This window comes from Candidatus Cybelea sp., from assembly GCA_036489315.1.
In the GTDB taxonomy this organism is placed as follows: Bacteria; Vulcanimicrobiota; Vulcanimicrobiia; order Vulcanimicrobiales; family Vulcanimicrobiaceae; genus Cybelea.
In genome coordinates this window covers 16548-43393 of record DASXFZ010000015.1, presented here as the reverse complement: position 1 = coordinate 43393, position 26846 = coordinate 16548, and the positions used below count along the sequence as shown (strand labels likewise).

At 62.1% G+C, this 26846-nt stretch carries 24 protein-coding genes; 11 read left to right on the top strand and 13 right to left on the bottom strand.

The window, feature by feature from the left end; all coding sequences use genetic code 11:
- Positions 1 to 645: 645 nt before the first annotated feature.
- From VGG51_04380 to VGG51_04370, 3 genes are all read left to right on the top strand, one after another.
- On the top strand, positions 646 to 3828 hold the full coding sequence (locus VGG51_04380; GenBank protein HEY1882261.1) for a LamG-like jellyroll fold domain-containing protein: 3183 nt from the start codon (positions 646 to 648) through the stop codon (positions 3826 to 3828).
- Between the two features lie 44 nt (positions 3829 to 3872).
- On the top strand, positions 3873 to 4718 hold the full coding sequence (locus VGG51_04375; protein HEY1882260.1) for a hypothetical protein: 846 nt from the start codon (positions 3873 to 3875) through the stop codon (positions 4716 to 4718).
- 108 nt (positions 4719 to 4826) lie between these two features.
- On the top strand, positions 4827 to 5696 hold the full coding sequence (locus tag VGG51_04370) for a GAF domain-containing protein (GenBank protein HEY1882259.1): 870 nt from the start codon (positions 4827 to 4829) through the stop codon (positions 5694 to 5696).
- On the opposite strand, the gene VGG51_04365 is transcribed toward VGG51_04370, so the two are convergent.
- Positions 5693 to 6340: a hypothetical protein gene (locus tag VGG51_04365; protein HEY1882258.1), complete on the bottom strand. Its 648-nt coding sequence runs from the start codon at positions 6338 to 6340 to the stop codon at positions 5693 to 5695. The two genes, VGG51_04370 and VGG51_04365, sit on opposite strands and share 4 nt — an antisense overlap.
- Before the next feature lie 143 nt (positions 6341 to 6483).
- A complete protein-coding gene (locus VGG51_04360) occupies positions 6484 to 7221 on the bottom strand; it encodes a transporter substrate-binding domain-containing protein (protein HEY1882257.1) in 738 nt (245 codons plus the stop codon).
- Between the two features lie 232 nt (positions 7222 to 7453).
- Between VGG51_04360 and VGG51_04355 the strand changes: the two genes are divergently transcribed.
- The 3 genes from VGG51_04355 to VGG51_04345 all read left to right on the top strand — a co-directional run bounded on the left by VGG51_04355 (position 7454) and on the right by VGG51_04345 (position 9738).
- Positions 7454 to 8638 (top strand): hypothetical protein, encoded by a 1185-nt coding sequence (locus tag VGG51_04355; protein ID HEY1882256.1) that lies wholly within the window; start codon positions 7454 to 7456, stop codon positions 8636 to 8638.
- A gap of 207 nt (positions 8639 to 8845) precedes the next feature.
- Complete coding sequence (locus tag VGG51_04350) at positions 8846 to 9442, top strand: RNA polymerase sigma factor (GenBank protein HEY1882255.1); 597 nt, start codon at positions 8846 to 8848, stop codon at positions 9440 to 9442.
- The gene (locus tag VGG51_04345) at positions 9439 to 9738 is read left to right on the top strand and encodes a zf-HC2 domain-containing protein (GenBank protein HEY1882254.1); all 300 of its coding nucleotides are present in this window, start codon (positions 9439 to 9441) and stop codon (positions 9736 to 9738) included. Before VGG51_04350 ends, VGG51_04345 begins: the two co-directional genes overlap by 4 nt.
- 18 nt (positions 9739 to 9756) lie before the next feature.
- Here the strand turns inward: VGG51_04345 and VGG51_04340 are convergent, their stop codons facing one another.
- The gene (locus VGG51_04340; GenBank protein HEY1882253.1) at positions 9757 to 10335 is read right to left on the bottom strand and encodes a DUF4336 domain-containing protein; all 579 of its coding nucleotides are present in this window, start codon (positions 10333 to 10335) and stop codon (positions 9757 to 9759) included.
- Positions 10336 to 10489: 154 nt separating this feature from the next.
- Here VGG51_04340 and VGG51_04335 point away from each other — a divergent pair, with 154 nt between their 5' ends.
- Positions 10490 to 12274, top strand: a complete 1785-nt coding sequence (locus VGG51_04335; protein ID HEY1882252.1) for a chloride channel protein — start codon at positions 10490 to 10492, stop codon at positions 12272 to 12274.
- A gap of 122 nt (positions 12275 to 12396) precedes the next feature.
- On the opposite strand, the gene VGG51_04330 is transcribed toward VGG51_04335, so the two are convergent.
- The 3 genes from VGG51_04330 to VGG51_04320 are packed head-to-tail and all read right to left on the bottom strand — an operon-like array spanning position 12397 to position 16990.
- Positions 12397 to 13836, bottom strand: coding sequence for a multicopper oxidase family protein (locus VGG51_04330; protein HEY1882251.1), 1440 nt, complete (start codon positions 13834 to 13836; stop codon positions 12397 to 12399).
- Between the two features lie 50 nt (positions 13837 to 13886).
- Positions 13887 to 15890 carry a signal peptidase I gene (lepB, locus tag VGG51_04325; GenBank protein HEY1882250.1) on the bottom strand — a complete coding sequence of 668 codons (2004 nt, stop codon included), beginning with the start codon at positions 15888 to 15890 and terminating at the stop codon, positions 13887 to 13889.
- A 38-nt stretch (positions 15891 to 15928) separates the two neighbouring features.
- The gene (locus tag VGG51_04320) at positions 15929 to 16990 is read right to left on the bottom strand and encodes a hypothetical protein (GenBank protein ID HEY1882249.1); all 1062 of its coding nucleotides are present in this window, start codon (positions 16988 to 16990) and stop codon (positions 15929 to 15931) included.
- Between VGG51_04320 and VGG51_04315 the strand changes: the two genes are divergently transcribed.
- Positions 16985 to 17428: a hypothetical protein gene (locus tag VGG51_04315; GenBank protein ID HEY1882248.1), complete on the top strand. Its 444-nt coding sequence runs from the start codon at positions 16985 to 16987 to the stop codon at positions 17426 to 17428. The two genes, VGG51_04320 and VGG51_04315, sit on opposite strands and share 6 nt — an antisense overlap.
- A gap of 4 nt (positions 17429 to 17432) precedes the next feature.
- Here VGG51_04315 and VGG51_04310 read toward each other — a convergent pair whose 3' ends face one another.
- From VGG51_04310 to VGG51_04285, 6 genes are all read right to left on the bottom strand, one after another.
- Positions 17433 to 18542, bottom strand: coding sequence for a hypothetical protein (locus VGG51_04310; protein HEY1882247.1), 1110 nt, complete (start codon positions 18540 to 18542; stop codon positions 17433 to 17435).
- Positions 18539 to 18967 (bottom strand): DUF1775 domain-containing protein, encoded by a 429-nt coding sequence (locus tag VGG51_04305; protein HEY1882246.1) that lies wholly within the window; start codon positions 18965 to 18967, stop codon positions 18539 to 18541. The genes VGG51_04310 and VGG51_04305 overlap by 4 nt, the downstream gene beginning before the upstream one ends.
- A gap of 65 nt (positions 18968 to 19032) precedes the next feature.
- Entirely contained in the window at positions 19033 to 19914 is an 882-nt protein-coding gene (locus VGG51_04300; protein ID HEY1882245.1) for a hypothetical protein, read from the bottom strand.
- 1 nt (position 19915) lies between these two features.
- A complete protein-coding gene (locus tag VGG51_04295; protein ID HEY1882244.1) occupies positions 19916 to 20551 on the bottom strand; it encodes a TlpA disulfide reductase family protein in 636 nt (211 codons plus the stop codon).
- A gap of 100 nt (positions 20552 to 20651) precedes the next feature.
- Positions 20652 to 21203 carry a hypothetical protein gene (locus tag VGG51_04290; protein ID HEY1882243.1) on the bottom strand — a complete coding sequence of 184 codons (552 nt, stop codon included), beginning with the start codon at positions 21201 to 21203 and terminating at the stop codon, positions 20652 to 20654.
- 66 nt (positions 21204 to 21269) lie between these two features.
- Positions 21270 to 21950 carry a hypothetical protein gene (locus VGG51_04285; protein HEY1882242.1) on the bottom strand — a complete coding sequence of 227 codons (681 nt, stop codon included), beginning with the start codon at positions 21948 to 21950 and terminating at the stop codon, positions 21270 to 21272.
- A 173-nt stretch (positions 21951 to 22123) separates the two neighbouring features.
- Between VGG51_04285 and VGG51_04280 the strand changes: the two genes are divergently transcribed.
- A complete protein-coding gene (locus VGG51_04280) occupies positions 22124 to 22525 on the top strand; it encodes a nuclear transport factor 2 family protein (GenBank protein ID HEY1882241.1) in 402 nt (133 codons plus the stop codon).
- A 20-nt stretch (positions 22526 to 22545) separates the two neighbouring features.
- Entirely contained in the window at positions 22546 to 23427 is an 882-nt protein-coding gene (locus VGG51_04275; protein HEY1882240.1) for an alpha/beta hydrolase, read from the top strand.
- 44 nt (positions 23428 to 23471) lie between these two features.
- On the opposite strand, the gene VGG51_04270 is transcribed toward VGG51_04275, so the two are convergent.
- A complete protein-coding gene (locus VGG51_04270) occupies positions 23472 to 24182 on the bottom strand; it encodes an alpha/beta hydrolase (protein HEY1882239.1) in 711 nt (236 codons plus the stop codon).
- A gap of 176 nt (positions 24183 to 24358) precedes the next feature.
- Between VGG51_04270 and VGG51_04265 the strand changes: the two genes are divergently transcribed.
- Positions 24359 to 26821 (top strand): helix-turn-helix domain-containing protein, encoded by a 2463-nt coding sequence (locus tag VGG51_04265; protein ID HEY1882238.1) that lies wholly within the window; start codon positions 24359 to 24361, stop codon positions 26819 to 26821.
- The last annotated feature ends 25 nt before the right edge of the window (positions 26822 to 26846 follow it).

The window sequence follows — 26846 nt, the reverse complement described above, 5'->3', positions numbered from 1 at the left end:
AACGACGCGGACGGCATCGCGCCGGCGGTTGAAGGCCGCGCGAAACGGTTCGTCGGACGAGTTGAGCTCAGCGATCTTTAAGGGGTCGCTTTTCGCGCGACTTGAGCAGGCTGCAAGCAGCGCTGACGTGCCAAGAAGAAATACACTTCGCTTAACAGTGCTCATGCCAAACGAGCCCATACGACGGCGACAAGAGCTGCCAGCCAGATGGCACATGACGCCCATAGAAATATTCGCGTAGTTGTTCCTAGGACGGTTGAAGAGCGCTCGACCGAGCATCGCCTCGCTCGTCCTTGAAGCCAGAACGATAGACCAATTGCGGCTCCCGAAAGCGTAAGCAAAGCCACGGTGTACGGCCGGAGGCCTTCAATTGCAACCGCGCCGCCTGCACCGAAAAGCGAGACGACAAGCGGCCCTAAGGCCGGCCCTGCGCAACACGCAGAAACGGCCGCGGCGGTTGCTGCGCCTCCGATTCCGATAGCCCCGCCCGTTGCCGAAGCGGCATTCCTCCCGACGGGATCTCTCGCATCCTCCACGGGGACATCTTAAACTCCGTACCCGACTCCGGAGTCAAGCCGACAAAAGTCCCAGGTTGTGGGTCGCATTGCTCTGGAACCTGAGCGGTGCCTGAGCTACGTTTGTCGCATGTTGGACGCCGGTAAACGTGCGTACGTTTTTGCCTTTCTGTCGCTCGTGCTGCTGTCCATCGTGGTTGCGTGCAGCGGGCACAACAGCTCGCTGCCGCCAATGGCCGCCGCTCGCCGGGGACACGTTCACCAGAACGATGCCTCGCAGAATTACGCGACGGTGATTCTGGGCGACAAGCCCACGGGCTATTATCGACTCGACGATACCGGCGCTGTCGCTGCCGATACCAGCGGCAACGGCTACGCGGGAGCGGTAGGGGCTTCCGTGCAGGAGAGTGCGACCGGGCTGATCGCGGGAAGCGACAACGCGATGGCGCTCCCCGGCACCGCGACGGCCGCGGGCATCGTCAGTTTTCCGGAGATCAAAGCCATGGAGCCGGCGACGAACGCCTCACTCGAAACGTGGCTGAGTTTTACCAAGGTGCCGAAGATCTACACCGTGGCCGTCGCGTACGGAAGCGATCGCGGCGACGCACCCTTCGACCTCTTCTTCCGGTCGGGCGGAACGATCGTCGCCCAATTCAATACGACCGGCGGCGTTCTCGAGGTCGTGGGGCCGGCGCTGGCCGCCAACACGACGTACCACGTCGTGAGCACGTACAACGGAACGACCGGGAGTATTTACGTCAACGGCGTTCTGGCGGCGGACGCCAACAAATCGGGCACGCTGACCGGGTACGTCAAGAACTTCGGCTTTGCGATCGGCGACGACGCGGCGTTCGCCGACCCGGCCTTCGCGGGTACGCTCGACGAGGTGGCCATCTACGCAAACCAGACGCTGACCGCAGCGCAGGTCGCCAATCATTACACTGCGGGCGCGACCGGTGCGTCGCCGACGCCGAGTCCGACTCCGGCCCCAACGGCAACGCCGGCGCCGACGCCGACGCCGGTGCCGACGGGCAACGGCAACTACCCGACCGTCGTTCTGGGCGACGGACCGACGGCGTACTACCACCTCGACGATACCGGAACGACCGCTGCCGATGCGAGCGGAAACGGACTCAAAGGTTCGGTCGGTTCGTCGGTGAACACCGGCGCCGCCGGCCTGCTCGCCGCGTATGCCGATGCGGCGATGAGCTTCCCGGGCACTGCCTCCGCGGCCGGCACGGTCTCCGTTCCGGCGACCGCGAAGCTGCAGCCCGCTTCGGCGGTCTCACTCGAGGCCTGGCTCTCCTTTCCCAAGACGCCGGCGACGTACACATTCGCCGTCGGGTACGGGAGCGATTCCTTGTACGCGCCCTACGGACTGTTCTTCAGGGCAAGCGGACAGATTCTCGCGCAGTTTTACACAACCGCCGGCGTCTTGGAAGTCGGCTCGACGATTCATCTTTCGCCCAACACGAGTTACTACGTCGCCGGAACCTATGACGGGACGACCGGGCGCCTCTACATCAACGGCGTGCAAAACGCAACCGCAACGCTCTCGGGCACCTTCAAGAACTACTCGCCGCAGTACGGATTTTCGATCGGCAACGACGCCGGGCACAGCGATCCGGCGTTCAATGGAACGCTCGATGAAGTCGCGGTATACGCCGGAAAAGCGTTGACGGCAGCGCAGGTTCAAAACCACTACATCGCCGGGACGAGCGGCCAGGGAGCGACGCCCTCGCCTTCACCGAGCCCGACGGCGACGCCGGCAGCGGCTACCGACTGGGATTCATTCGGCTTCGACCTGCAGCGCACGGGCTACAATCCAAACGAGACGATGATCTCGCCGAATAACGTCGGATCGCTGCAGCAAGTCTGGGTCTACAACGTCGGCTCGACGATGGTTCACGAGCCGGTATACGCCTACGGCGTCAACGTCGGCGGGCAGGCGACGAATATCATCTACGCCGGCTCGCAGTACGGATCGACGATGTACGCGATCAACGCAAGCACCGGGGCGACGGTCTGGTCCAATCCGGTTCCTTCGTCGAACTATAAGTGCGGAAAATCATCGTCGCAGTTCGGCGTCGGCGAGACGCCCGCGATCGATCGCGGCAAGAACCTTCTCTATTTTACCGACGGGCAGAATCAAGTGCACGCAGTCGACTTGGCGACCGGGAAAGAGGCGGGCGGCTGGCCGTTGACGGTGGCGGACTATACGCCGGACCACAACTTCATGCACGGCGGGCTGACCTACAACCCGGCGAACGGGATACTGTACGGGGTTAGCGGTTCCACCTGCGACATCTCGCCGTGGTATGGCCGCATCGTTGCGATCAATACGACGGGCCCCGTCATCGCCGGCACGTTCTTTACGATGAGCGGAAATGCGACGCAGGGCGCGAGCGGCGGCGGAATATGGGGCCCCGGCGGCGGATCGATCGATCCCTCAAACAACGACGTGTTCATCGCGACCGGCAATGCCGACACCAGCACCGGCGGGTCGCAGAGCGCGACGTATGCCGAGCAGGTGCTGGCCCTCTCACCCACGCTTGGCACCGTCTTGGCGAATAACTATCCGACGAACATCCCGAGCGTCGTCGGAGACGACGACTTCGATTTCGGCGCGACGCCGCTGATTTTCCAGCCGCCCGGCTGTCCGACGCTCGTCGCGGCGATCAACAAATCGGGGATGTTCGAACTTTACGACGAGTCGACGATCAGCTCGGGGCCGGTTCAGTACCTCGCGATGTCGGTTCCGACCGACAACGCCAGCTTCGTCGGCGTCCCGGCGTACGATCCGGCCACGCGGTACGTCTACGTCGGAATGCCTTCGACCGACGGACCGTACCAACCGGGTCTCGCCGCGTTTAGCTTGCAGAGCAACTGCACGCTGAATCCGACTCCGGCCTGGGCCGCGAGCTTCGGCCCCGATGGCGCCGGCGGAGACCAGACGCCGCGTTCGCCCATCTCGATCGCTAACGGCGTCGTGTACGTCGGCAACTATACCGGCGACACCGAATACGCGTTCAGCGCAACATCGGGAACCCTGCTGTGGACCGAGCCGCTATCGAGCTGGGGGAACGTCGGCACGGTTATCGCAAACGGCATGGCGTACGTGAGCGCGGCCGACGGCACGATCACGGCCTGGGCGTTGCCGGGGCAGGCGCAGATCCTGCGCAAACGCGTTCGCGCGAACAAGCACTCGTTCGTTCCGCGGCATCATCACGGCCCGAGAGACTCGTGGTCGCCGTGGAATAACTCCGCACACATCACGAGCCCCTCAAACCGGCATCGGCCGCCGAGACCCTAAAGCGGCCTCCAGGTAGGACGCCGCCCGCCGGAGTAGCTCAACCCATGAGCGGCGAGCGTTGGAAGTGGGGTTTGCTCGCGACCTGCGCGCTCGTCTCGATCGTGTTTCTCTGCTCGGTCATCGACAACTTTGGTCTCGGCGGAACGCCGTGGTTCGGCTATTGGGACGACGTCGTGGCGCTGACCGGCCGGCCGTTTGTCGGACAAGCCACGCAGGTTGTCGCCGGCGGTGCCGCGGCGCAGGCCGGAATCCGCGACGGCGATCGCGTCGATCTGCGCGAGCACGGCCTCTACGACCGCACCAGCATCGTCTTTCAGCCGATGACGTTGAAACCCGCGACGGTCCGCGTTCACCGGGCCGGCAAAACGTTCACCGTGCAGGTTCGCGCGAGCACGGTCTATGAGGGCGACGTCGCGATTAAAGTACCGAATACCGTCCTCGCGATGCTCGCGTATCTGCTCGCACTGGCCTGCGCTTTCCTCATCGCGCTGCGCCGCTGGCAGACGCGCGAGGGCCGCTACCTCTGTCTGACGCTGCTCGCGATTTGCGCCGAGACGATCGGGCCGCTGGCATCGGCCGTGCCCAACGGTACGCTGAGCGCATTGAAGTATGCGTTCTTGGGCGTCGTCGTATGCGCGCAAGCGCTGCTCCCCGTGGCGCTCGCCGCGACGTTCGGCGTGCGATCGCGATGGCGAGCCGGCATCGAGGCAGCGGCGATCGCTGCGGCGGCACTTACGCTCGCCGGATACGTCGCGGCAACGGTCGGTCTGCTCAATCTCTCGGTCGACCCGCTGGCCTTCGTCAACGGAATGCTCTGGCAGGTGCTGGGCGTCGCGATATTCGTCATGGCGACGATCTGCGCCGCCGTCGCGACGGCCACGACGCCGTAGGCCGAACGCGCACGAGCCGCGTGGCTGCTCCTGCCGCTTCCCCTCGCGCTCACCGCATCGGCGCTGGCGACGATCCTCGAACAGTTTGCGGCATCATGGGTCGTGTACATGCTGCTCAGTGCCGTTTCGAACGGCATGCTTCTGCTCGGCGCCGGTGCGGTGACCTTCGCGTTGCTCAAGCGTCGCGTACTCGATTTGGAGTTCGTCGTCAGCCGCACGCTGGTTGTGGCGACAGTGTCGCTGATCGTGGTCGCGGCGTTCGTGCTTCTCGAGTGGCTGCTGGGCTCAGCTGTCGCGAACGTGAGCCATACGACGGGATTGATTGCTAACGGCGCATTGGCGCTCGCCCTCGGCCTGTCGTTAGACTACATCCACAAGCGCGTCGACACGTTTATCGAAACGCTGTTTTTCTGGAAGCGGCGCGAGGACGAGCGAGCGCTGCTCGATTTTTCGCGAGAGGCGGCCTATGTTACCGATTCGGGTGACCTCGTCGATCGGGCGATCGAAACGGTGCAACGGCATACCGATGCGCGCACTGGAGCCATCCTCCTCGACGGTGCGGGAGCCTATACTGCAGCGCGTTCCTACGGAAACGGCGTGCCCGCTGCGGTAAGCGAGAACGACGGGGCGATCCTGGCGTTAAAAGCGTGGCGTCAGCCACTCGACCCGCACCATTACTCCACCGCGCTGCCGGGAGCGCTTGCACTTCCGATGCTGGCTCGCGGGCGACTGCTGGGCGTATTGCTCTTAGGCGAGCGCGCCGCTGGAGAAGCCTACGCGCCGGACGAAGTACAAGCACTCAGCGCGCTCGCGCAGAGCGTCGGCTCCGCGTTGGACGGCCTCTCGATGCATCGCGACGATTCGATCGCCGCTCTGCGCGAATCGCTGGCGTCGGTTGCGGAAAAGATGGCATCGCTCGAGAGCACGGTGCGGGCGCTGCCCCAAGCGATCGCGGCGGAACTGCTGCGCGAGCGCTAGAGTGCGGGCCCGTGGGTTACGGGAGTCGGATGCACGATCTCGAGTCCGACGTCGTCGTTTGCCGGGTAGACGAACCGATTCTCGAACGGGGAGGCGAAGTTGAGTACCGGCTTACCACGCTTATCCGTCGTGACCGGTCCAATCGCATACGATTCGAGAAACTGCTTCGTCTCGCCGGTGTAGACGTAGAGGAAGTAGTTCGTGCCCTCGATCCAGGTACTCGACTCGATCGCACCGGACAGCTGCGCGGGTTCGAAGGTAAGGCCGCCGCAACCGCTGCGACAAACCAACGACCAGACGCCGAACCAATCGGCGGTATAGCCGTTGGGCACGGGCAGGTAGTCGGTGTCGGGCGGACAGCTTTCCGTGAGCGATTTCACTCGGGCCCTCCAGTGGAAGGCCGCGTACTGAAAGCTGCCCGAGAGTTCGCGACTGCCAACGATGTGTGGTACGCGCTGCGATCCGCCCGACGGGTGAAGCGGCGGAAAGAACTCGAGGTAGCCGCAGACGGGATTGGGCGGCTCCGCCGCCGGGCGGTCACCCGGCAGAGCGGGCCTCGCCGCCTCCGATCCCGGCAGCGAGCTCATTCCTTGGCAAGCGGCGAGGAGCAATGAGACCATTACGATTGCGGCTTGACGCGACATAGCTTTTCCTCCGTAAGCCTTGGGCAAGCATCACGCAAGAATTGGAGCGAGAATACCCAGGGCGGGTGAAGAAAGTCTGAAGCCAATCTGGGGGCTTGGTGACCTTCAAAGTTTTTTTCGTCTTAAAGCGCTGCGGAGGCCGGCTAGGAGCGCGGCGAGCGTGCCCATTTATCTTCGATGCGTTGCAGCGTGCCGTCGGCGCGGATCGCAGCCAGCCCGGCGTCGACTCGCCGGACGAGTTCCGGCTGATGCCCTTTTAACACCGCGAGAACAAGCGATTCTTCCATGAACGCCGCCGTGGGTTCGGCGACCTTTCCGGCGTACGCTCGAGCGACGACCGATGCGCCCTCCGCAACGTTCAGTGCGGCAGCGTCGGCTTGACCTGCGAGCACGCGGTCGAGGCTTTCCTCGTAGCTCGCTGCCGTGACGACGTTCACGTCCGGAAAGTTCTTGTGGATGTAACTTACGAACGGGCCGAAGCTCGGCGTCACAACGGTTTTACCGGCGAGCATTCGGAGATCGCTCGGGGCCGTGGCGCCGGCTCGGACGAATAGGCCGCCGCCGGTTGTCATCAGCGTTGCCGTGAAATCGTAGCGCTCCGAGGCTTCGGGCGTGGCCAGGAACGGAGCGACGGCGTCGGCAGCACCGCTCTCGAGCGTCTGCGCGGTGGTGCCCGCAAGCGGCACGAACGTGAACGCCACTTGCTGGCGGGCTGCAACGGCGTTGAGGATCTCGGCGACTTCGCCGACCGTTTTCCCATTCTGGTCGGAGATAATCACGCCGAGCTGCGGATGAGCGACGCGGAAGCTCTGCGCCGACGCCGGCATCAGCGCTCCTACCGCCGCAACCCCAAAGGCTAGAAGCAATGCTCGAAGTACCATCGTCCCTCCAACGGCTCTAGTCTGAGGTATAATGCTTTTTGCCGCAAGACGGACGCTCGAACCCGTCGTCAAAGCGCTCTGCTTTTGGGGTATGGATCACGGCGGCTGGAGGCCCGTTCACCAGGTTGACCGGGTAGTAAGCTCCTTTCGGTAATCCAACGACGCTCGGGGAGCGTACGATGGGCACCTGCGGCTCGAATGGTCGCCGCGAGGAGCCGATAAGGATAAACCGATGCGTGCAGGCAGTCGTCTTTTCGTCATCCCAGTTCTCGCAGTGCTCGTCGCGAGCTGCAGTTCGCAAAGCGCGATCGACTCTTCGAACGGGGCGCTCCCCCCGACGCTGCGCGGCAACCCCGCCGGTCACACGGGCGGCCTCGGGAAGGTGCTGTCGTCTGCCTACGGCGGTCAAATCTTAGGGTTCGACATCGACCAACACGGAACGGACGGCCTCCTGTCGGAGGCCCGAGCTCAAGGAAGTAAGCTCAAATCCGCGATCGAGACGTTCGACCTCAAGTCGGGCAAAATTACGAAGATCGTTAAAACGCTGAACTCATCTCCAAACGAGGATTTCGAGACCTTCGGAATCGTCGGAGATGACGTCGGCTTCGTGGACGAGCAACGCGTGCGCCTTAACAACATTTCGCGCAACGACAAATTCTTTCTCCTGAATCCCGTGAAGGGCAAGAAGATAACCGGGCGCTGGAACCCGCCCCGCGTGCAGGATTCCGTGCTTTATCAGCAGGCGGCGAATCAGGCCACCAGCACGCAGGTATCGGTGGTCTTTCGCAGCGCGTTCTCGAAAGACGTGCCCTGGCTTTACGTCTGGGATAGCGCTACGAACGAGTTCTTAAACGCTATTCATCTTAAGTACACCGGCGAAGCAATAGCTGAAGATACGTCTGCCGATGAAGCGGTCTTAGCGGGTCAGTCCGGCAGCGGCGCACCGATCAATACTCTGGTCAATTTGAAGAACAAAAAGATCACCGTTTTTTCCGGCGTCGATAACGGGCCGTATGGGGCCGGGGCCGTCAACGGTCTTGCGGTAGATTCGAAAACCCGGCTTGCGTGTACGACGACGGAACTCAACGCCCAAGTCGAATTCTACGACCTCGCAAAGAAGACCGGATTTTCCGTGCAGCTTCCCGACACCGGGCCGGGGAGTCAACTCAACAGCGGCACGGCCGTGACCAGCGATGCGGAGAACCGGCTCTTTCTCGTCGCGCAACCCATTTCCAGCACGAGCGGGGGCAGCAGCATCTACGTTTACAACGAGAAGGGCGATCTCACCGAGAGTCTCGGGGGCTTCGCGTTTGCCGGCTCGTCGCTGCCGCTGCCGAAGATCGCCGTCGATCCCGCCCTGAGGCTTGGGTGGGTCAATGGTCCCACTCCCAATCAGCTCCAACAGTTTTCGTATTGATCGGGGTGCCGGCAATACAGGGAAAGGCGCGCGCTCGTCGGAGAAGTCCCGTGGAGGATCGCCGATCGCATGTCGCCTCTTTTCAATCAGCCGTTCCAGGGGCGCCGGGGGCGCTGGCGAGACTCGCACGCCCGCCAGGCTCTAGCGGATCAAGGTCGGCCTCCAATCCCTAATCCAAACTGTCCCGTCGAGCGTATCACGCACGTGATGAGCACGGGAGCCTTCGACCCAAGCCGGGCTTCTTCGCCGGAAGGGTTGCGGGACGCAGCCCTGGACCGGAGCCTAGAAGATGCCTTCGCTCGCCGCGAGGCCTGGGCGCTCGACGGCACCTACGCCCGTTACCATTCGCTTCTCTTCTCCGTCGCATACAACGTGCTGCGGAATTCCGACGACGCGCAGGACTGCGTGCACGATGCGCTGATCCGTGTTTGGGCGAAGCGGGTTACGTACGATGCCCAGCGGGGGGCGCTTCGAAGCTTTCTCGTCGCCTGCGTTCGCAACCAGGCCATTTCGCAGCGGCGCGCGAGCGCACGGCTCACCAAACTCGCCCAGAACGTGCAAGGGGCGCCATTTGCCGATCGAGAGATTTCCGTCGAAGACTACGTCGAGAACCGGCGACTGTACGATGCATTCAAGAGTCTGCCGGAGGAACAGCGGGCGCCGCTGATACTTTCCTATTTTCTTGGGAAGACCCACGCCGAAATCGCCGCCGACCTCGGGCTTCCCCTGGGAACGGCGAAGAGCCGAATCTCGCTCGGCCTGCGACGTTTAGGCAAGGCCCTTAAAGCGAGGGTCACAACGTGAGCGCTCACATCGGCGAACTCGCCGAGCTTTACGTATTGGGTTCTCTTGACGACCAAGAGAGAGCCGCCGTCGAGCGTCACGTGCGGGCCTGCTTGGAATGCGCAAACCGCGTTCGCGAGGCCGAAGAGACCGTCGCCTTCATTTCGGATTTGGAGGAGCACCACGATCCGCCGCAAACGATCGCGGACAGATTCGCGGCGCGGCTCGCTCTTTCGCGCGCCGAGCAAAAATCGCTGTCCCTCAAGGTCGTTACCACGGCAATGGTCGTCGGACTGATGATCCTGGTGGGCGGCTAGCGCAAGGACGCGGTCGGCTCAAGAACCCAGAAACGCAAACGCGCGCCGAACCTGCGTCTTCGCCTCAAACTCCACCGGATCGCCGTGTGCGACGACGAGCTGTTCGAAGTCCCAAGAAAGCATTTTGGCAACCGACGATCGCGCGAGTTCCCGGTTGACGAATGAAAGCCGCACGTCGATCGGCACGCCGACTCCAGAGACACCCGCGAGCCGTTGTACCCGCAGGGTTAATGGCCGGCTTCGATCGGGAGGATAGTTCTGGATGAAGTCGGCGAATATTAGCGTGCGCGATTTGAAATGAAAGAACTCAACCTCCTCTAAGAAGAGGTTTCCCCGGAAGACGACTTGGTCCAAGTCGTCGGCCCAATCTGACGGCGGAGCGCTACGCGGCCCCCACAGCTGCGCCGACGGAAAAAGCGTTGCCCACGACTGCAGCCGCCAGACGTGAAGGGGCGTCGGCGCCACGAGATACCTCACCGGTCCGATTTCGGTAAGCCGCGCCAGTTCGTTTTCGGAGATTGCGACCGGAGAGTTGACCCACAGCGAACCGTCGCCGAGTTTAACGACGACCATTCGTGTAGGTAATGGAATGCCCATAACACGCACGATGGGTCCATCGCAAATCCAAATGTCGGGACCGAAGTTCAACATCGTCAAAGGTTTTTACCCCGTGTTTTCGGCTTTCACCGGTGCTAACTTTAATTTTGATATCACATAAAGCAACGTGGGGCGCCTTGGGGAAGTAACCGCAATGACCGTTAATCTCGGGCCCATCGAGCTGCAGCTGCCAACGGCTCGATACGTCGAAACCACACGCGGCTACCGCTTCGAGTTTGGGCGCTTGTCGCTATCCCAGAGCACATTCTTGCTGCTCGCTGCAGTCGTCGTCGGGCTGGGTGGTGGTCTCGGTGCTGTCGGCTTCCGGTACCTCATCTTCGGCGAGTCCCGCCTGGCGATGGGTGTCATCGCGCCGGCCCTGTCATTTCTGGGACGCGCAAACGTCGTGCCGGTTCTCATCGCCGGCGGAATCATTACGAGCTTCATCGTCTGGCGGTTTGCAAAGGAAGCGAAAGGCCACGGCGTTCCCGAGGTCATGGCCGCGGTGGCATTGCGGGCCGGCATAATACGGCCGCGCGTCATCGCGGTGAAAAGCTTGGCTTCGGCCACGTGTATCGGCTTCGGCGGGAGCTGCGGGCGCGAAGGGCCGATCGTACAGATCGGCTCGGCCATCGGCTCCGTCCTCGGCCAAATCTGCCGCGCTCCGTCGCCCATTGTCCGGACGCTCGTCGCGTGCGGCGCGGCAAGCGGCATCTCCGCGACGTTCAACGCGCCAATCGGCGGCGTCTTTTTCGCATCGGAAGTTATTCTCGGCCGGTTCGAACCTCGTTCGTTTGCGTCGATCGTCGTCGCGAGCGTGGTCGCTGCAGTCATCGGACGCTCGTTTTTTGGCAATCATCCCTCCTTCACCGCATCGGCGTTCTATCTCGTCTCGCCGGCCGAGCTCGCGCTTTACGCCTTACTCGGCATCGTTGCCGCCCTCTGGGCGGCTGGCTTTGTAAAACTGCTCTATTACGTCGAAGACCGCTTCGACGCGTGGCGCATTACAAGCTGGGTAAAGGCGGCCGCCGGTTTCGGCATCGTGGGCATCATCGGCATTCGGTATCCGCAGGTCTTCGGCGTAGGCTACGACAGCGTCGACGCGGTCCTATCGCAACACGTTCCAGCGCTGCACGCGCTCGCGCTTGCGGCGCTGAAACCGGTTGCAACGTCGCTGACGCTGGGGGCCGGCGGCAGCGGCGGGATCTTCGCGCCCTCGCTGTTTACCGGCGCGATGCTCGGCGACGCGTTCGGAACTCTTGCTCATGCGGCGTTTCCGAGCTGGACTGCCAGCGCCGCCGCCTACGGCCTCGTCGCAATGGCGGCAGTTTTTGCGGCCGCAGCGGAGGCACCCATCACGTCGATCATGATCGTCTTCGAGATGTCGAGCGACTACACGATCATTTTGCCGCTGATGGTCAGCACGGTGATCGCAACGCTGCTCGGCCGGAGACTGCTCGGGCACACCATTTATGAGATGAAGCTTATTCGTCAGGGGATCGATTGGATGCGCGCTCGTAATCCTGGATTCTTTTCGCGCGTTCGCGTGAGCGCCGTCGAGCGCCAGGCTCCCGTGATCGCGCAAAGCGGCGAAACGGTACGCGAGGTCGCGGCGCGGCTTCGGGATACCGACGAGCTAGCCATTCCCCTCGTCGCGAAGGGCCGTTTCGTTGGTTTGGTCGCGGTCTCCGAAATTGCGGTGAGCCTCGCTCAAGGGTCGGACGGCGAGCTTAGAATCGACGAGCTCGGCCGCCCGCCGACGGTGACCCTCTCCTCCACGGACAGCTTAGAGAAGGCCGCAATCTCGATGGCCGACCCTCGGACGCCTCTGCTGCCCGTCGTCGATCCAAAGAGCGGAGCCTTCATGGGGGTCGTCACGCGACGGGACGTTCTCAATGCCTATCGCAGCGCGGCAGAGGCATCAATGCTGGGAGTCTAGGACGCTCGAGGAGTGCGCGCTTTTAGTCCGAGCCGATCGAGATATAAAAGACGAATGCGATAAGGATCAGAGCTCCCAAGACGATAGCGCCGATGAGGAGGCGGCGATAACCGGCAGGCCGCTCAGGATTCATATCTCACCTCGGTCATCATCCCGTCCATCGCATGTATCTCGTTATGGCAGTGCAGCAGCCAGCGTCCGGACAGCGAGTTTGCGGTGAATCGCCACGTCGTCGTCCCCCCATTAGCCGGTACGATGGAGACATCTTTCGAAAGCGGCCGTGCAAGCCACGTTCCACCTACCTCGACGAGCTCGAACGCATGGCCGTGCAGGTGCATCGGATGCTCCATATCGGTGGTATTTTTGAAGTGCACCGAGACGCGGTCGCCGCGTCGTACGAGAATTTTTGGCGTATCGGGCCATGTCGCCCCGTTGATCGTCCAGCGATTGCTGCCCCACGCGCCGCCCCCAAGCGTGAACTCGTATCGCAACGATCCAAGCGTTTCGGCCGACGGGGCGGCCGCCCCGCCCGCCGCCTTTTCGTAGGTGAAATAATCGACGCCGACTAGCGTCTGCGGACTCTCCGCCGGCTGTGCGTTTTCCATCCCTTCGGTGTAAAAGAGTGCCGCCTGTTGGTGCGGGGCCGGCCCCCCCGTGAGGCCCTGAAGCAAGAACGCACCGGGCTTTCTCACTTCGAAGTAGGCGTCGTAGCGTTCGCCGACGCCGATTCGCAGGGCGTCGACCGCAATCGGTGACTCAAGGCGATTCCCGTCGCTGTGGGTAACCGTGAAGCGATGCCCGGCGAGGCTAACGTAGCGTGTCTCGGTCGGACTCGCATTGAGGATGCGCAGCCGAACGCGGTCGCCGAGCCTGACGGCGAGTCTGCGCGTTCGCGGATACGTGGCGCCGTCGATACAGTGTGCCGCGTACGCCACCTCATCTCCCATCTTATGAGAGGAACGCATCGCCGTCATTGCTAGCGCCTCCGGTGAACCCGGCAGCATCGTCATTGGAACGCCGCTGATACCACGCTCGGCGGCGTCGACCGTGCTCCACTGCGGAACGTCGTGAAAAACAAGCGCGAACTCCCTGTCAGCCGGCTCATCGCTGGGATCGTCGACGACGAACATACCGAAAAGCCCGCGTGAAAGCCCCATGTGAAAGGCGTGATCGTGATACCAGCGCGTTCCGGGGGGACCTGCGGTAAACTCGTACAGGAATTCGCCATTTTCGAGGACTGGCGGCTGCGTCACTGAGGCAACGCCGTCCATGGCGTTTGGAAGAATCATACCGTGCCAATGCACGCTCGTCGGTATAGCGACTCGACTGACGTAGCGAATGCGCACGCGCTGCCCGTAGGCGGCTCGTAATACCGGTCCGGGGATCGACCCGTTGTAAGCCAAGCCGGCGAATGCAAGTCCGGGCGACGGCGAGAATTTCAAGGGCGCCGACGTCAGCGTGTAACTAATTACCTCGCTTGCGAGCGCCTGGTGCGTCCTTGGAAGGATCGCGGCCGCCGCCATCGCACTCATCCCGCTTTTCAAGAATGCCTTTCGTATCATCGCTTTCGCCGGTCACCTTTTCTTCAAAGAAGTGCGCGTCGGGAACATAATTACAGTCTGCCCAGCGGCCAAATGACGCCGCGAGAGATGCCCACAAAGCCGGCGCGCACGTTTCGCGTCGCCAGTGGTCCGGCCACGAACACTCCGCCGCTCTGAGCGAAGCCCCAAATGTGCGAGTCGTACGAGTAGTTTCGGTTGTCCCCAAGCAAAAGATAGAAGCCCATTGGAATACGGTCCGGAGCCTGCCAGAGCGCCCTCGGCGGTACGTCCGCCGTGCGGGGGTCGAGCGGGTCACCGTCGATGTAGATTTCGTAGTCCCGAATCGCTAAATCGTAGGCACCCGGTTGTTGCTCGGGCACTTCGTCAAGCGCCTTGCCGTTTCGATAGAGGATCCCGTCGCGGATTGCGATCTCGTCGCCCGGAACGCCGACCACACGCTCTACGAAGTCCTTGCCGCCGGATTCCACGGGCGGCACGAAGACCGCGAGGTCGTCGTGCCGGGGGGAGCGCAGCCGATAGGTTAGCCGGTCGACTAGCACGATGTCGTTAAGCTGCAGCGTCGGCCACATCGAGGCCGACTCTACTGAGTATCCACCGACCACGACCGTGATTAAGAAAAGCGCGGCCGATCCCGCGATGATTGCGAGGTCTAGAGACCTAGTTGCCGGCGTGGTTGAAGGCCCAATTGTACGGCCCTTTTTCGCCGACGCGAAGCGTACGATCGCCAAGATGCAGAGAACCCCGGCGAGTTCCAAAGGGGTCGACGAGGTCGATGCGGGTAGGTGCGCGGGCGGCATTTGTCCGACCAAGATCGCCGTGAGCAGCGCAACGACGATGCCGGCGAGCGTTTCGTATCCCAGCGTGGCGATACCCGGCGCGGCGCTCCTTCCAGCCCCGATGCGAAAGTGCCGCCAACCTAGCAGCAACAGAACTGCCACAACGATAATTTTAATGAGAAGCACGCGCCCGTAGGTGGACCCTACAAGATCGCCGATATGCCCAAGGTGAATAACCGACGCATACGCTCCGCTGACGACGATAATGGCGACGCACGCCATTGCGAGTGGAGTAAAAGCCACAAAAAGGGCTTGGGTCCGTTCCGTCGTTCTGACGTCGCGGGCCCGCCAAAGGGGCAACAATATCGCAGCAATTATAAAGAGGCCGCCAATCCACGCCGCGGCGGCGGCAAGATGCGCAAAGTCTACCAGCATGGCGATTGCGCGAGCGCTAAGGCTCGATTGAGCTAATGCATGACCCGATGCGCTGAAGGTGGCCAGCAAGATAACGATCGAAACGATCGCAATCCGGCTGAGCGGCTTCCAGGCGAAAAGTGCGACGAAGAGCACGACGACGGCGGCAACTAGGCGGACCAGGAACGCGACGCCCCAAATCGTTCGCAGCAGCGTCGCTCCGATATCCTGCCCAAAGGCACCGCCGGCGGCGGACGCCTGGACGATCAGGCTTGGGATGGCGACGGCCAAGAGTACGAGTGCGCCTGCGAGCGCGCCGCGCCGAGCGGTGGCGATGCCTCCGGGATAGGCAAGTTCCAACCGATCCAGCAAGTACCACCGCAAGAAAATCGCTCCGCCTGCAAGCAGCGCGCCCATCAGGCTTAACCACCGCAGTACCGACGCCGGCGCGGCGGATGGGTCGAATGGCGACGCGGCTTCCAGCACAGTACCCTGCGTCACGGGTACGCCAACGCCGATTCGATAGATGCCGTGAACGACGTGCGTATCGGCTGAAATGACGCGCCAGCGCACCGTGTAGATACCCGAGTCGAGCCGCCGGGGCAGGTTTACGATTACCCGCGTTGCGTCTTGCGGGTCGACGGCTGCGTCGCGGCGGTCGATACGCTTTCCGTGACCGTCAAAGACTTGCATGGCATTTGAGTCGAGCAGCTCGACCGGCTCGTCAAAGGATATCGCGATCGCCCCGGCCGGCTGCTGGTAGCTGCTATCTGCCGGAGGCTGCGCGCCGACGATGTAGGCGTGCGCTCCGGCCGCGCTCGGCGATAATGCCCAGAGCAACGCAAAAGCGAATAGTGCTTTCAAAAACAAGCGCGACCAGGCCCTCCGGAGCGCCATGACGCTCATCGGTGCGCGACGAACGGGCCGGTCAACGCATTCACGAAAAGCCCGACGAGACCGGCGAAGAGAATGGAACCGGAGATGACGTCCGGGGTCCACCAGATTCCGCCCATCGCGAGTGCGAGCACGGCGAGCAGCACCGCCCAGTACACTGCTGGAACCATAAATGCCGCGATTGCCCAGCGGGAGCTTAGCTGATCGGCAGGATCCAATCCGAAACCATCGGCGACGAACCCCGCGATCGCCGAGGCGACGATCACCGCGACGAACTGCCCGATATAATTTGAATGAGCTGCCGCGACGAAGGCATTCCCGGCAAGGAAGAGCACGACCATCGCGCCCGGCGCAAGCCGCACGCGCCGCGCAAGATAGAGAAAGAAACCGGCGGTTAGCAGGCTTTGCACGATGACCGCCAGCAAACCGATTCCCTCCTTATCGTACTGCAGCGTGAGCAACGTAAGGGTCTCGTGTGGTATGCTGACTGGGGATATCGGCGCGTTCATCTTTTCGGCCTCGCTTAAAAAGACGAATTGCGTTCCCCAGTGTACCAGCTCCATCATCGATGCCGCGGAAAGTACCAGCGGCAGCTGCGCAAGCAACGTTCGAGGCGGACTCGGCCGGTCGAGCACCGAGCGCACCGGGCCGGCGATGATCAAGAGCATCCCGACACCGATCAGGAGATGCGTCGGGCTCAAGAGAGCGTTGAACCCTTCCTCGAATCCCCAGAGCGCGTGTTTGGCCATATCGGCCAAACCGCCGGCGAGGCATACGATCAAGCCGGCGGCGGTAATGCCGTACCCCCTCGGCAGCGCAGCCTTCCAGGGGTGTCCCTGCCGGCGACCTGCGGCGACTGCGACGGCGGTAAAGATGTAGCTGGTAAGCAAACCGGAATAGAGCAGCGCATGCGCCGGCTCGAAAAACGTTTCTACCGTCGAGTGAAAATGATACCACGCATCGATCATGATGCCGCCGGAGAGCCATAGCGAGGCAACGGTCATTGCCCAATCGTATGAGATATTTGCAGCGGGATGCGATGCCGCGTCGAAAGCGACTACGCGATGCATGAGACGCACCCCGCGTACTTCACGCGATCCCTGCTAGCGATGCTCGCCGTGCTCGTTGCGCCCGCGTGCTCGCAGACCACCGGGCGCATGCTCGCGGCAAATCGCGTTCTCGACGCGCCATCTCCCTGGCCGGCGCCGCAAGCGCTTCCACCCGATGCGGCACCGCACATTCTAGCAGTATGGATGAACGAAACGACGATTCGACCCGGCCGGCGATGGATGGGGCGAATCGTGACGTCAACCAACGTGGCGAGTGTCGAAGTGCGCACCGAGTCGTTCTCTTTCGCGGCCGACCATCGCCGTTTTGGAGACTTCGTTTTCTCACAAGACGTCCTGGACATTATCCCGCAATACCGTCGTGCCTACACGCTTCACATTATCGCGCGCAACACGCGCGGCGATACCGACGAGCGCGTCGTGCCGATACTCATTCGATAGCACTTCATGCGGTACCAGAGTTATTTGGCGACGCAGCGAGCATGAGCTGACTGACGCAGAGGCCGACGATTCCCGCCTCGACAATCGACCCGAAGACGAAGCTCGCATCCCACCACGTTCCCCCAAACAGGGGAACCGCGAAGGCAAAATACGCCGCAAAGTAGGTCGACGGCACGACGAATCCCAGGAGCCGGAACGCGTTAGGACGCTCCGACGAGGGTCGTAACTTCGCCACGACAATGTCCCCCACGAGCCCTGCTGCAGCCGACGCAAGCACGACCAGCAGAAGCTCTTTGAAATCGCTCGAAAGCTCACCGCCGATCCAAAGCTTTTCGACGATGCAGAGTATTATGAGCGCGCCGAAGTGCAGCCGCTTGCGAACGCATAGGTACAAGACCGCCGCGGCAAGCAGCACGCTCTGCCAAATTATAATTGAGATCTCCAGCGCTTGCCTGTAAAAGAGGAAGACGGATAGAATGAACTGTTCGCTGTGATAGGCCGTTTGCGACAATGGGTGGTCACGCATCAGGGCTTCGGGATAAAAGCCATACTGCGTCAGGAACTGCGCGATCTCAAAGGCGAGCCCGAGCGCGACGAGCATCGGCAGTTGCTCGAGCAGATTCGATGGGTCGGGACGGGCGAGCGCACTGCGGACCGGGCCGGTAATCAGGAAAAAGAGGCCGGTGAGCAAGAACAGGTGGGGGGGGCTGAGCAGCAGATCGAGCTGGTGCTCAAAACCGAAGATCGAGTGCCAGACGGCGTCCAGCGCGCCGCCGACGAGCAGCGCCGCGACACCGACCACGCTCTGCGCGTAGCCGTGGGGGACGGCCTTCCAAAACGAGCCGGCATGGCGATAGTTGGCGGCGATTGCCACGCCCAACACCGCGGCGGCAAAGACCGCACCCGTGTACATGGTCATGTGCCACGGATTGAGAAATGACTCTACGGCCATGAAAAGGTGCTGGTGAGCATCGATGAAGAGGCCCGTCATGATCCAGACCGCTGCCAGCGTCACCAGCCAATCGAGCAGAATAGGGGCTGCGGCACGCTGCGCGCGCAAATCGCGGGGGGGCGAAGGCGCGGCGGCTCCCGCGGCCGGATGCGCCAATTTCATTTCACCTTCTTTCTCGTGGAGCATTTCCCGGGCACTACGGTTGTGACGGAATGGGGCGTGTCGCTCTTGGGCGCTCCGGTCCAGCGAACGATCTCGCCATTTTCATAGTATTGGCTGGCGTCCCAACTGATTGGCCCAGGCGTCTTCGGCGTCGCCGCGATAAAGGCAAACTCATCGAACTCTTCGGGCATGAGACGCCCCCCGCTCCAAGAGATGCCGGTGATAATTCCTCGCGTTTTCTGGAGTGTGAACTGCCAGCCGGCCTTCGGTTGGACGGCAAAGACGACCACGCCCTTCGGAATCGCTAGGTCGATTCGATTCGTCGGCACGTTTCTCTCGACGGGAACGCGAACGACGAACTTCGCATAGCTGCAAGCGGGCGTCTGCGTATTATTGGAGTCAGGGAACACGCGCACGTGTCCCATCGCGCCAATTGAAGCCGCGCCGAACGCCAGAAGCAAAGCACACGTTGACGTTGCAACTGCGCGCATTAGATGGTCGTCACCAAGAAGGGAGCCGTGTAGACCGTCTTTCCACCGACGAACTGCAGCCAAAAATCGTAAGGCTGAGCGCTCGGTGCGAGAATCTGAAATTCGAACTCGTTGCCGATGTTGAGGCCGGGCGGCATCGGCGTCATCGCCATCATCATACTGTCGCCGCAATCGTTCGAATTGGCCGAATTCAGCATGGCCTCGCTCATGCCGTGGGCGTGCATGTAGGCGAGATCCTTGACGCCGATAAAAACACCGTGAGCCATCACGCCGAGGTACGGATGAAGATCTCTCGCCGGCCGGCCGTTCTTGAGGATGCGTACGGAAACGGTGGAAATCTCCCCGATCGGGACCGCTGTCGGGTCGATCGTTACCGTGTATGGGCCGACGACGACGGTTCCGCCGGGCGGGTGCAGGTGCCGCGCCGGCGCCACACTGCTCCCCGAGGGAAGGTCGAAACGAAAGACCTGTCGCCCGATGCCGTGCGGCAACCCATCGATATAGATGTGGTAGCCGCCCTGCCTCTGGGGCAGGTTGAGGTCGATGTCGAGGTGACCGTTCGATTGCAAGACCGGGTGTACGTGCCGGAAGTCGACGAGGTCGTCCGAGACGACGATCATGTGCATGATCTTCGTCATATCGATATCGTAGGCTGTGACTACGCGCCCGTTGTGGACTTCCCACATGTCGATATGCGTCGTGCCACTTGGCCCGGGAGTCTCGTGCAGGTAGGCGTTCATTGGAACCGTGCCGTTGAAGATGATGTCCTTGCCGGCGATGTTTTCCGCTGCACGAACGCAACCGGGCGTCGAAACAAATAAGGCGGCCATAAGCGTAATTCCGATCGCGACGGTTCTCGCGGCGCTCGCTCGAAAATGCATGCTATCCTCCCGTTACGCCGGCAGCCCGGGCGTCGGCGGACAGCCGTTTTAGATCGATCTCCCCTATCTCAACGGACGAAATGCGTTTTGCGCGATTGACGAAGACGATGGTTGGGAAACTGCCCTGCAAATATTGCTGGGCAACGGTGAGGCCGGGGTCGTACGCCATTGGGTAGTTGACGGCGAAATAGCGTGCGAAAAGGCGAACGTCTTCGGACGTCTCGACCGACTGATGGTCGGAGGCAATATCGCTCCCCGTAACGGCTACGATCGAGAGACGGTCACCGAAAGCTCGCCGTAATCGTCTGATGGTCTGAGTCTCTCGCTGACAGTGCGGGCACCACGTGGCGAAAATCTCAAGCATGATCGGCTCGGCAATCCGCCTTGAGTCTAGGTGAGATCCGGTCAGCGTTGTGACCGCAAAGGGCGGGGCAACGCCGCCCTTTGTTAGTGAGGCGTAGGCCGGTGCTTCAGTTGCACTCGGCGGCACGCTCCTGCGTGCGACGAACGTGATGGCCGCAATGCAGATCGCGAGAGCAACTGTAACGAAGGCGGCAACGGCGCGAACTTTGGGCGATGTGACGCTTTCGCGCGATGCTCGCCGAACGACTCGGCGGCGCTCCGCTCGGGTACTCATAAAACGGAAATCCCAAACAACGGCGCCGTGCGCCGTGAAATGCGAAACATAGGGTCTCCTCCTGTGGGACGACGGTACGGACGATGTATGGTGGCGCGCCCTAAGCGCGCAGGAGCGCTACCGTCGGAGGAGGTCGTGCAAGATGGCGACGGGTTGCCGGCGTGCGTCTTGGAAGCGGCTCTTGCGCGTCGCGTACGCAAAACTGGGGCGCACGCGAGGCAGATTCAACTTGCGCTATGGCGATGACTGCATCGGCGATCGCGCGCACTACCGCGCACGCCAGCTTACCGATGACCCAGCTAGCCAGCGCCAGCACGGCGAGCGTTACCGGGATGCCCCTGGCGGCGTGAGCCGCCTCAAGCGATTCGCAGAGCGAAAAGAAGAGTGCAGCCGAGACGAAGATGGTCCCAGATCCAGGAAGGCATGCCTGGAGCCGCGTGGCAAGGACGCTTCCGTCAGCCGCGCGGCCGCCTCGCCATGCGAGCGCCGCGAAAAACGCTACGAAACTTGAAGTAACGGCGAGCGCCAGCGACACGATTGCACCGTGGAACGGGCCGCCCAACTCATGATCGGCGCCGAAGAGCAGCCCGTGGGCGATCAAGGAAGCGGGCACGCCCAGGGCCAGCGCTGCCGGCAGCCTCTGCAGCTTCACACGCTTGGATTCTTCACGCACACCGACTTGAACCTGGGTCGGAACGAATCTCGTCTTGGGTTTCATTCATGACGTGCCTGCGGTCGGGGACAGGCCCAGCTTCGCCAGCGTTGTGCCGAGGATGCGCTGGAGCTCGAAGCCGACGCTGCGCTCCAGCGCCAGCGCGACATCCGGACGCTGCGCGAGGAACGTCTGCAACGGACTGCGGGGCCAGCACATCACTCGGGTCGCCGTTTGCGTCAGGACGTCGATGTCGGCCAGCGTGTCGGCCCGCAGATCGATAGTGCCGACGAACTGGCCCGCTCCGAGCTCGGAGATCTTTTTGCCACGATAGATCACGTCGGTGGCGCCGCGCAGAATCACCGAAAATCTCACCTTTTCCCGATCGTGTATCACAATTGAATCATGCGGCGCGAGGTCGTCCCATACACCCATTGCGAAGAGATCGCGCGACTCTCGAGGCGTTAGCGATGGGAATGAAAGCTGCCGAAGCTGCGCTTCATCCGCGGTGAAGTGCACCGGTCGCCGCTCGACGATCAGCCGGACGATCCAATAGCAGTTGATCGCGATAAAGACGACGTTCCACTCGATTGCGACCCGCAGCGGAGCGCTCTGCATCGCGTAATATGGAATTAGCAGTGACGCCGCCAGCACGGTCAGGAGCCTCAGCCAGAGGATGTCGCGCACCGCGTAAGACGCCAGATAAATCACGTTGGCAGCGGTGATCCAAACGATAGGAGTCTGCATTTGGGCATCTTCGCGGCACCCCCAGCCCTGGCATTCGTAGGGCCGTTACCGGTCCGCCTTTTCGAGAAGGGGTGATGCGGCAGGTCTCCCGCACCCGATCGGCGGCCTTTCGCCAAAGGACTCTCCGAACGAAAACGCAATTCGCGCTCTGGGACACGCTACGGAGAGCTACCATGACACCGGCAGAAGAACAAAACAAGGCCATGGCTTTGCAGGCATTCGAGACACTATTTAACAAGCGCGACTACGCCGCGGCCGAACGCTTCTGGTCGCCCGGCTACATCCAGCACAGCGCTCACATTCCTCCGGGGCGGGAAGGCCTCTTCGATTTGGTCAGGGCCGCTCCAGCGACGATGAGATATGAGAATAGCAAGATCGTCGTGAACGGCAATTTGGTAATGATGCACGGGCGGTTCTCGGGGCTCGGCAATGTGCCGAATTGGATCGCGGCCGACATTCTTCTCGTTGACGGCGACGGTCGCTTGGCCGAGCACTGGGACGTTATCGAGGACGAAGCTTCGCGCGAATCGTCCAAGAGCGGTCTTCCCATGTACGGCGACACATTTCCTAACTAGGCCTGGGAAGGATCATCTGAGTGACAGCACCACACGCTTCCGCGAGTCTCACCGCTCCGACGCAGTTCGTACAGTCACCCGCCGAACGGTACGCGTATCGTCGCTTTGGGAAGGGGGGCGGCTTACCATTGTTGCTCTTACAGCACTTCACGGGGACTCTCGATAACTGGGACTCCGCGCTGACCGATGCGCTGGCGGAGCGTCGCGATGTTATCCTTTTCGATAACGCCGGCGTCGGCGGTTCCTCCGGCAACGTGCCCGACAGCATGTCCGAGATGGCCGAGCACGTCATCGCCTTTCTCGACGCGTTGCATATCGATCGCGTCGATATCCTTGGATTCTCGTTAGGCGGCTGCATCGCGCAAGTCTTAGCGCTGACCCACCCTAACCGCGTTCGCAGGATGCTGCTGGTCGGCACGGCGCCCGAGGGCGGCGAAGACATCATGCACTTGGACAAGCCGGAGCTGGCGAAGGTTCTGAACGATCGAACACTTACCGGATATGAGCCCCTTGGTGAGCTATTCTTTGCTCCGACCCCGACGAGCCAAGCCGCCGGAAAAGATTTTGTCCTTAGGCTATCGGCTCGAACCGCAGATCGAGATCTCCCATCGGGGCCTGAGGTTGCCGGGCAGCAGATGAGAGCCTTTCATGCTTGGGAGGCGCAGCGCTCCGATCGATTCGGAAAGCTCAAGCAAATCGAGCACCCTTGCCTCGTAGTTCACGGCGCGTTGGATGCAATGATCGGCTCCATCAACGGCTACCGGCTGGGCCAGAATCTGCCGAACTCCGTCTTGCTGATGTACTCGGACTCGGCGCACGGCGCTCTGTTTCAATATCACGCGGCCTTTGCCGACGCTGCCTGTCGCTTTCTGGAAGACCAATCCGATCGGGCAATCTCCTAGGCACAGCGCCGCGAGTCGGGTCAGCGCCGGCAAGGCGGTTTGTCTCAGCGCGCCGCTGCTGCCGGCTCCGCGGTTGCGGCCCGTTCGATGAAACGCGCAACCGTGTCCGGCTTCGAAACGTAGATCGCGTGGCTTCCGGGCGCTTCGGCAATCGTTGCCTTTGCGCGCTCGGCCATGAACCGCTGGGCGGGCGGCGGAATCATTCTGTCGGTCGTAGCGATGAGGTACCAACTCTGCTTAGTGCTCCAAGCCGGTTCCGCGACGACGCCGTTGAGCGCTTCGAGACCCCACGGCACCTGCGCGTTTGCCATGAACGATGCGAGTTCCGGATTTACATCGGCGGCAAAGGCCTCGGCAAACCTTGCCTTGTCCAGCATCAAAAACCCATTTTGCGGCGGGAGGATCGGCGGAGCGGGCGCGCCCGGGACCGGGTGTGCGATCAGCGCTGCCACAGACTCACCTTTGTCCGGCGCAAATGCGGTAATATAGACGAGCCCGGTCACTTTGGGATCGTTACCGGCTTGCGTGATAACGGCGCCCCCGTAAGAGTGGCCAACGAGAATGACGTCACCGCCGGCGCTGTCGACGGCGCGCCTGGTCACGGCCACGTCGTCCGCCAAGCTGATCGTCGGGTTCTGAACGACGATCACGTTGTAGCCGTCGTTCTTGAGTACCTTGTAGACGCCTTCCCAGCCGGAGCCGTCCACGAAACCTCCGTGAACCAAGACGATACTCTTCTGTTGCGCAGCTGACATTGAACTACTACCTCCTTGCGCGACGAGCATGAATACGCTCGTGCCGGCGAACAAGTGATGAAAGAGCCTATTGACACACCCGAACACCACAAAAAATAACGCGGCGCGAGCCGGAGTTCCAGCACCAATGCGTACAGTTGAAGGTACAGTTACGAGGCGGGAGTACAGTTAACAGCGTGGACGCTACCCAGCTACCACCGTTTGGGGACCTCTTGCGCGAGTACCGCATGGCGGCCGGCCTGACGCAGGAGGAGCTTGCCGAGCGTGCGCGCCTGAGCCTTGCGGCGATCGGCAAGCTCGAGCGCGGGGCTCGTCAACGACCCTATCGCGCCACGGTTGCTCTTCTTGCCGATGCGCTATCGCTCGCTCCAAACGACTGCCTAAAGCTCGAGTGCGCGGCTCGCGGCGCACTCCTCGCATCGCAGCCGGCAGACGACGCCGGAACAGCGATTCATCTCCCGGTGCATTTCTCTGCGTTTGTGGGCCGAGAGCGCGATCTGGAAAACGTCGGCGAGATGCTCGCCACCCATCGCCTCGTTACGCTCGCCGGCGCGGGCGGCGTCGGCAAGACGCGCCTGGCAATACGTGCCGCAGAGCGGTTTATCGTCGCGGCGGATCCCACGCGTCACCAACTCGATGGCGCCTGGTTTGTGGATTTCTCGACGCTGTCCGAGGGCGCGATGGTCCCGATCGCGCTCGCTTCCAGTATCGGCGTCCCTCACTGCCGGACAATCGCTGCGCTAATTACCTATCTACGGTCGCAAGCGTTCTTGCTGATCCTCGACAACTGCGAGCACCTGTTGGATCCCATCGCGCACGCGGTCAATGCGATCGTCTCCAGCTGCCCGAACGGCCGGGTCTTGGCAACGAGCCGTCAAGCTCTTTCGGTTGGAGGCGAGCGGATCTATCGCGTTCCCCCGATGAGCCTCCCGGATGCAATGGAGCTGTTCAAGGAACGTGCCGAGGCGACAGACAGCCGGTTCGAGCTAGCAGATTCGATTATTCCTGCGGTGGAAAACATCTGCCGCCGGGTCGATGGCATTGCGCTGGCCATCGAGCTTGCCGCGGCCCGCACGAACGCGTTCTCACCGGCCGTTATCGCCGAACAACTTGGGGAGCGTTTTTCACTCTTGAGCGGCGGCACCCGAACGTCGCTTCCGCGGCACGAGACGATGAATGCCCTTTTCGACTGGAGCTATGACCTGCTCGACGCCGCCGAGCGTGAGCTATTTCGTCGATCCGGGATATTTGCCGGCGGCTTCACGCTTGATCTGGTCAGCGCGCTCGAGGGAGATGAGAAGCGCGACGCTCCGCGCAAATTGGCGCGCCTCGTCGATAAGTCGTTCGTACAATGTGACATTCACGCGGGCCCGCGTTACCGGCTGTTGGAGCCCGCTCGCCACTATGCGCTCCAGAAGCTTCGCGAGCGGCGGGAATACGACCGCGCGGCGCGATCGCACGCGCTTGCACTTCTCGCCCTGGCCGAATACTTCGATTCTAAATTGGAGTTGACTCCGGATCACGTTTGGTACGCTCAGATCGAGCGCGAGCGCGACAACTTTCGCGCCGCATTCCAATGGGCCCTTGGCCCGCACGGCGACGCGGCCATCGCCCAACGGCTGGCGGCGTCGAGAACCGCAACGTGGAGCGGCTTCGCGTCGGGTGAAGTCCGCGAGTGGGTCGGCGCTGCCCTCGAAACCTGCGGCGAGTCCACAGCGCTGGCGGTGCCGGCAAAGCTCGCAATCAACGCGGCGCGAACGGCCGCCATTTTCGGACCGTCTTGGCATCCGAAAGAGAGTCCCGACGCGCGCGTCCCCGATACGCGCGTCGACGAGTGCAGGCGTGCATTGGCTCTTCAATCTCCCGACGATCTTCGTGCCGTCGGATTGGCGCAATACTGGCTTGGAGTAGCCCTTCGGGACTGCGGACGTTACGATGAGGCTGATAACGCTCTGCGCCAAGCACGGGCCGCCGCGCGCTCCGTGGGAGCGCAGACAGAATACAACGCGGCCACCACGTCCTTGGGGGCGGTACGTTACGGCGCCGGCGACTTAACGGAGGCGCGTGCACTCATTACCGAAGCGCTGCAGCTCAGTGAAGCGGCCGGATCAGATCGGGTAGCTGCCGATGCGCGCGTAGCCCTCGCAGAGGTCGAATTCGCCTCGGGCCGGGTCAAAGAGGCGCTCGAGCTAAACGAGAAAACGGCCGGGTTCTTTCGATCTCACTCGAACCTCATCGGCCTTCCCCTGCCGCTTTGCAACTCAGCCGCTTGCCTTGTCGTGTTGGAGCGTTACGACGAAGCGCGGGAATATGCGGCTGAAGCGTTGCGACGATCGCTCGCGATCGGGAGCGTTCACTGCGCGTTTTGGGCGATGCAGCATCTCGCCGCGGCCGCCGTTTTCGGGAGCGGTCCGAGCAACAATAACGCGACGCTTCAGCGCGCGGCAAACATGCTTGGATTCGTCGACGAAGCGACGACCCAAAGAGGAATACCTCGGTATGTAACGGAGCAGCAGGAGTACGAGAAGATGATCTTTGCCCTGCGCGAAGCCCTCGGAGACGACAGGCTTGCAAGCTGCATGGCTGCCGGAAAAGCGTGGACGGAGGAGCAAGCCGCGGCGGAAGCGTTCGCAATCTAAGCCCGGCAGCAAGGGCGTCGGCGAT